The sequence below is a fragment of the Nonomuraea terrae genome (assembly GCF_004348995.1).
In the GTDB taxonomy this organism is placed as follows: Bacteria; Actinomycetota; Actinomycetes; order Streptosporangiales; family Streptosporangiaceae; genus Nonomuraea; species Nonomuraea terrae.
This window is the reverse complement of sequence record NZ_SMKQ01000341.1, coordinates 1-5,449: the sequence shown is the minus strand read 5'-3', so window position 1 is coordinate 5,449 and position 5,449 is coordinate 1. Positions and strand designations below refer to the sequence as shown.

Annotated in this window: 5 protein-coding genes; 4 read left to right on the top strand and 1 reads right to left on the bottom strand. The window is 72.0% G+C overall.

The window, feature by feature from the left end; all coding sequences use genetic code 11:
• From E1286_RS45670 to mug, 4 genes are all read left to right on the top strand, one after another.
• On the top strand, nucleotides 1–601 hold a 601-nt coding region (locus E1286_RS45670), incomplete at its 5' end, for a methyltransferase (RefSeq protein WP_132623430.1).
• Entirely contained in the window at nucleotides 585–3,041 is a 2,457-nt protein-coding gene (locus E1286_RS45665) for a polynucleotide kinase-phosphatase (RefSeq protein ID WP_132623428.1), read from the top strand. The genes E1286_RS45670 and E1286_RS45665, both read left to right, overlap by 17 nt.
• Nucleotides 3,042–3,087: 46 nt before the next feature.
• Nucleotides 3,088–4,488, top strand: coding sequence for a sugar porter family MFS transporter (locus tag E1286_RS45660; protein WP_132623426.1), 1,401 nt, complete (start codon nucleotides 3,088–3,090; stop codon nucleotides 4,486–4,488).
• A 10-nt stretch (nucleotides 4,489–4,498) separates the two neighbouring features.
• Nucleotides 4,499–4,996, top strand: coding sequence for a G/U mismatch-specific DNA glycosylase (gene mug / locus E1286_RS45655; RefSeq protein ID WP_132623424.1), 498 nt, complete (start codon nucleotides 4,499–4,501; stop codon nucleotides 4,994–4,996).
• Here the strand turns inward: mug and E1286_RS45650 are convergent.
• Nucleotides 4,993–5,449: CAP domain-containing protein (locus E1286_RS45650; protein ID WP_132623422.1), on the bottom strand; the 457-nt coding region annotated here is incomplete at its 5' end. The two genes, mug and E1286_RS45650, sit on opposite strands and share 4 nt — an antisense overlap.

Here is a 5,449-nt window from a genome sequence, read left to right as displayed (position 1 = left end):
GCTCAGTGTCAGGCGGCGGGAGGCCATCCTCGCCACCCTGGAGGAGCTGGGTGCGACCAGTGTGATCGACCTCGGGTGCGGGCGGGGTGAGCTGGTCGGTGCGTTGCTCCAGCGCCCGCGCTTCACCCGCGTCGCCGGCACGGACGTCTCCCCCATGGCGCTCACCATCGCCGCCCGCAAGCTGCGCCTCGACCGCATGCCCGACACCCGCCGGGCCAGGCTCACCCTGTTCCAGGGCGCGCTCACCTACACCGACCGGCGGCTGTCCGGCTACGACGCCGCCGTGCTCATGGAGGTGATCGAGCACGTCGACCCGCCCCGGCTGGACGCGCTCGAACGCGTCGTGTTCGGCGCCGCCACCCCGCGGCACGTGCTGGTCACCACCCCCAACGCCGAGTACAACGTCCGGTACCCGTTCCTCACCGGCCTGCGCCACCCCGACCACCGCTTCGAGTGGACCCGTGCCGAGTTCACCGCCTGGGCCACCGGCGTGGCCGCCCGGTACGGCTACCGGGTCTCGTTCGCGCCGGTCGGCGACGACGACCCCGAGCTCGGCCCGCCGACCCAGATGGGAGTGTTCACCCGTGATCTCGCTTCCTGAGCTCTCCCTGGTGCTGCTCGTCGGCGTGTCCGGCAGCGGCAAGTCGACGTTCGCGCGCCGGCACTTCAAGCCCACGCAGGTGATCTCCTCCGACTTCTGCCGCGGACTGGTCGCCGACGACGAGAACGCCCAGTCGGCCACCCCGGCGGCGTTCGAGCTGCTGCACCACATCGTCGGCGTGCGCCTGTCGCGGGGTCTGCTCACCGTGGTCGACGCCACCAACGTCCAGTACTCCGCCCGCCGCGGCCTGATCGAGCTGGCCAAGCGGCACGACGTCCTGGCCGACGCGATCGTGCTCGACGTGCCGCGCGAGGTGGCGATCGAGCGCAACGCCGTCCGCCCCGACCGCGACTTCGGCCCTGGCGTGGTGGCCCGCCAGGACAAGGACCTGCGCCGTTCCCTCACCCGCATCTCCGGCGACGGGTTCCGCAGGGTGCACGTGCTGCGCGGTGTCGAGGAGATCGAGGCCGCGCAGGTCACGTACGAGAAGGCGTGGTCGGACCTGACGGAGCTGGCGGGCCCGTTCGACATCGTCGGCGACGTGCACGGCTGCCGCTCGGAGCTGGAGACGCTGCTGCGCGAGCTGGGCTGGGAGGGGATCCGGCACCCGCAGGGCCGCACCGCGGTGTTCGTCGGCGACCTGGTGGACCGCGGCCCCGACACACCGGGCGTGCTGCGCCTGGTCATGGACATGGTGGAGGCCGGCACGGCGATCTGCGTGGCGGGCAACCACGAGAACAAGCTGCTGCGCGCGCTCAAGGGCCGCAAGGTCACCGTCGCGCACGGCCTGCAGGAGTCACTCGACCAGCTCGCCGCGCAGCCGCCGGAGTTCGTCGAGCGGGTCCGCGGCTTCCTCGCGGGGCTGCGCAGCCACTACCGGCTCGACGGCGGCCGGCTGGTCGTCGCGCACGCCGGGCTGAAGGAGGCCTACCACGGCCGCGCCTCCGGCCGGGTGCGCGCGTTCGCCCTGTACGGCGACACCACCGGCGAAACGGACGAGTACGGCCTGCCGGTCCGCTACCCGTGGGCCGAGGAGTACCGGGGCCGCGCCATGGTCGTCTACGGCCACACTCCCACGATCCGCGCTGAATGGGTCAACAACACGATCTGTCTGGACACGGGGGTGGTGTTCGGTGGCAACCTGACCGCCCTGCGCTACCCGGAGCGCGAGCTCGTCCGCGTACCCGCGGAGAAGGTCTGGTACGAGCCGGCCCGCCCGCTCGGCACCGCCGGACGCGACCCCGGCCTGCTCGACGTGACCGACGTGATCGGCACCCGGCACGTGGAGACCAGGTTCGGCGGCCGCATCAAGGTCGCCGAGGAGAACGCCGCCGCCGCACTGGAGGTCATGAGCCGGTTCGCGGCCGACCCGCGCTGGCTGGTCTACCTGCCGCCGACCATGGCCCCGCCGGAGACCTCGCGGCTCGACGGCTACCTGGAGCACCCGCACGAGGCGTTCGAGGAGTTCGCCGCGGCGGGGGTGGACGAGGTCGTGTGCGAGGAGAAGCACATGGGCTCGCGGGCGGTCGCCGTGCTGGCCAGGACGCCGGAGGTGGCGCGGGAGAGGTTCGGCGTGACGGACGGCGCCGGCATGGTCTACACCCGCACCGGGCGCCCGTTCTTCGCCGACCCGTCGCCGCTGGTCGACCGGCTGCGCGAGGCGTGCGAGCCGCTCTGGGACGCGCTCGGCTCCGACTGGGTGGCGCTCGACTGCGAGCTGCTGCCCTGGTCGGCCAAGGCGGGCGAGCTGATCAGGTCGCAGTACGCCTCCGTCGGCGCGGCCGCCCGGGTGGCGTTGCCCGAGGCGGTCGCGGCCCTGGAGGCGGCGGCCGGGCGCGGTCTGGGTGTGGGACCGTTGCTGGACCGCGCCCGACGCCGCTCCGAGAACGCTGCCCTGTTCCGCGACGCCTACGCGCGCTACTGCTGGCCGGTCGAGGGTCTCGACGGCATCCGGGTGGCGCCGTTCCAGATCCTGGCCTGCGAAGGGCGGGCCACGGCGCTGGAGCCGCACGCCTGGCACCTGTCCACGCTCGCGCTGCTCGACTCGCCGCTGATCACGCGGACGCGGCACGTCACCGTCCGGCTCGGCTCCGCGGAGTCGAGGGCCGAGGCGACCGCGTGGTGGGAGGCGCTGACGGCGTCCGGCGGCGAGGGCATGGTGGTCAAGCCCGCGGCGTACACGCCGGGGCGGGTGCAGCCGGGCGTGAAGGTGCGCGGGCGCGAGTACCTGCGCATCATCTACGGCCCCGACTACACCGAGTCGCTCGACGTGCTGCGCCGCCGCTTCCTCGGCAAGAAGCGCTCCCTGGCGCTGCGCGAGTACGCGCTCGGCCTGGAGGCGCTGGCCCGGCTGGCGGACGGCGAGGCACGCTGGCGGGTGCACGAGCCGGTCTTCGCGGTGCTGGCGCTGGAGTCGGAGCCGGTCGACCCACGCCTGTGATGCCTGTGGCTCGTGGGTGATGCCTCATTTCGGGGTAAGGACCTACATGGCTACTCAATACACCCATCATGAGCATCTCGGCCATGTCGTGTTCATCACGGCCGCCGCCGCCATCGGCGGATTCCTGTTCGGCTATGACAGCTCCGTCATCAACGGGGCCGTGGTGGGGATCCAGCGGCATTTCGCGGTCGGGTCGTTCGAGATCGGGTTCGTGGTGGCGATCGCGCTCCTCGGCTCGGCGCTGGGCGCGTGGACCGGTGGCGGGCTGGCCGACCGGTGGGGGCGTACGAGGTCGATGCAGGTCGCGGCACTGCTGTTCGCGGTCAGCTCGATCGGGCAGATGTTGCCGTTCTCGGTGTGGGATCTGGCGTTCTGGCGGGTGGTGGCGGGGTTCGCGATCGGCATGGCGTCCGTGCTCGGGCCGGCGTACATCGCCGAGGTGGCCCCGCCGGCCTTCCGGGGGCGGCTGGGGTCGTTCCAGCAGCTCAACATCGTGCTTGGGATCGCCGTCTCTCAGCTGGTCAACTACGTGATCGCGCGGCTGGCCGACGGCGACGTCAACAACTACCTCGGCCCGCTGCAGGCGTGGCAGTGGATGCTGGGGGCCTGCGTGGTGCCCGCCGGCTTCTACCTGCTGTTCGCCCTGACCATCCCCGAGTCGCCGCGCTACCTGATCATGTCAGGGCGGACGAAGCGGGCCCGCGAGGTGCTGGCCGAGGTCGAACCCGACGACGTGGACCTCGACGACCGCATCTCGGAGATCCAGCGCGTGCTGCGCACCGAGCGCGTGCCGGGGTTGCGCGACCTGCGCGGCCCGGCGCTGGGGCTGCTGCCGATCGTGTGGATCGGCATCGTGCTCTCCATCTTCCAGCAGTTCGTGGGCATCAACGTGATCTTCTACTACTCGTCGGTGCTGTGGCAGTCGGTGGGCATCAACCAGGCCGACTCCCTGCTGATCAGCTTCTCCAGCTCGATCATCAACATCATCGGCACGTTCATCGCGATCTCGCTGGTCGACAAGATCGGCCGGCGGCCGCTGCTCATGATCGGCTCCGCCGGGATGGCCGTCTCGCTGGCCACCGCGGCGTTGGCGTTCAGCGCCTCCCGGGTCGTGAACGGCGCGGTCTCCCTGCCGAACCCGCAGGGCGCGATCGCGCTCATCGCGGCCAACATGTTCGTGCTGTTCTTCGCGCTGTCGTGGGGCGTGGTGGTCTGGGTGCTGCTGGGCGAGATGTTCCCCAATCGCATCCGCGCCGCCGCCCTGGGCGTGGCGGCGGCGGCCCAGTGGATCGCCAACTGGGCGATCACGGTGTCGTTCCCGGCCCTGGCGGACCGGAACCTGCCGCTCACCTACGCCGGATACGCGCTGTTCGCCCTGCTGTCGTTCCTCTTCGTGGCCAAGTGGGTCAGAGAGACCAAGGGCCGCAAACTGGAGGAGATGGGCTAGTCTCCGGCACGTGCTCGACGACGTCCTCGCGCCCTCACTCGACGTGCTGTTCTGCGGCATCAACCCCGGTCTGATGTCGGAGGCCACCGGTCACCACTTCGCCCGGCCGGGCAACCGCTTCTGGCCGGCGCTGCACGCGTCCGGTTTCACGCCGCGCCGCCTCGCGCCGGCCGAGCAGCACCTGCTCCCGTCGTACGGGCTCGGCATCACGAACATCGTCCCCCGCGCCAGCGCCAAGGCATCGGAGCTGACCCGAGAGGAGCTCGCCGCGGGCGGGGCGGCCCTGGCCGCGAAGGTCGCCGGGCTGCGGCCGAAGGTGCTGGCCGTGCTCGGCGTGTCGGCCTACCGTACGGCCTTCGCCCGCCCCAAGGCCCGCATCGGGCCGCAGGACGAGCTCGTCGGCGGGGTGCGGGTCTGGGTGCTGCCCAACCCGAGCGGGCTCAACGCCCACTGGACCCCGGCGGCCCTCGCCGCCGAGTTCCGCCGCCTGCGCGAGGCGCTCGCCTAGTCGGCCGCGAAGTCCTGCGTCCAGTAGATCTGACCCTGCGCGTCCTTGGCCGCGCCCACCCCGATGTGGGTGTACGAGCAGTTCATGATGTTCTGCCGGTGGCCGTCGCTGTTCATCCACGCCTTGACCACCGCGGCCGCCGACGGCTGCCCCATGGCGATGTTCTCCCCCCAGGCCGAGCCGCCGAAGCCGGTCGCGCGGATGCGGTCGACCATGTCGCGGCCGTCCTGGGAGTCGTGCTCGAAGTAGTCGTTCTCGGCCATGTCGGCGGAGTGCCCGTGCGCGGCCTCGCGCAGGCGCGCGTCGTGCTTGAGCGGCCCGCAGCCGCCCTGCTCGCGCTCGGCGTTGGTGAGCCGGACGACCTCGTTCTCCATGGCCGAGCCGACGGCAGACACGGGCCCCTTCCGCTCGGGCCGCGCGGGCTGCGCGGGCTGCCGCGGGGCCGCCTCAGGC

Excerpts from the sequence above, each read along its gene's own strand:
- E1286_RS45660 (WP_132623426.1), top strand. The coding sequence starts at position 3,088 with ATGGCTACTCAATACACCCATCATGAGCATCTCGGCCATGTCGTGTTC.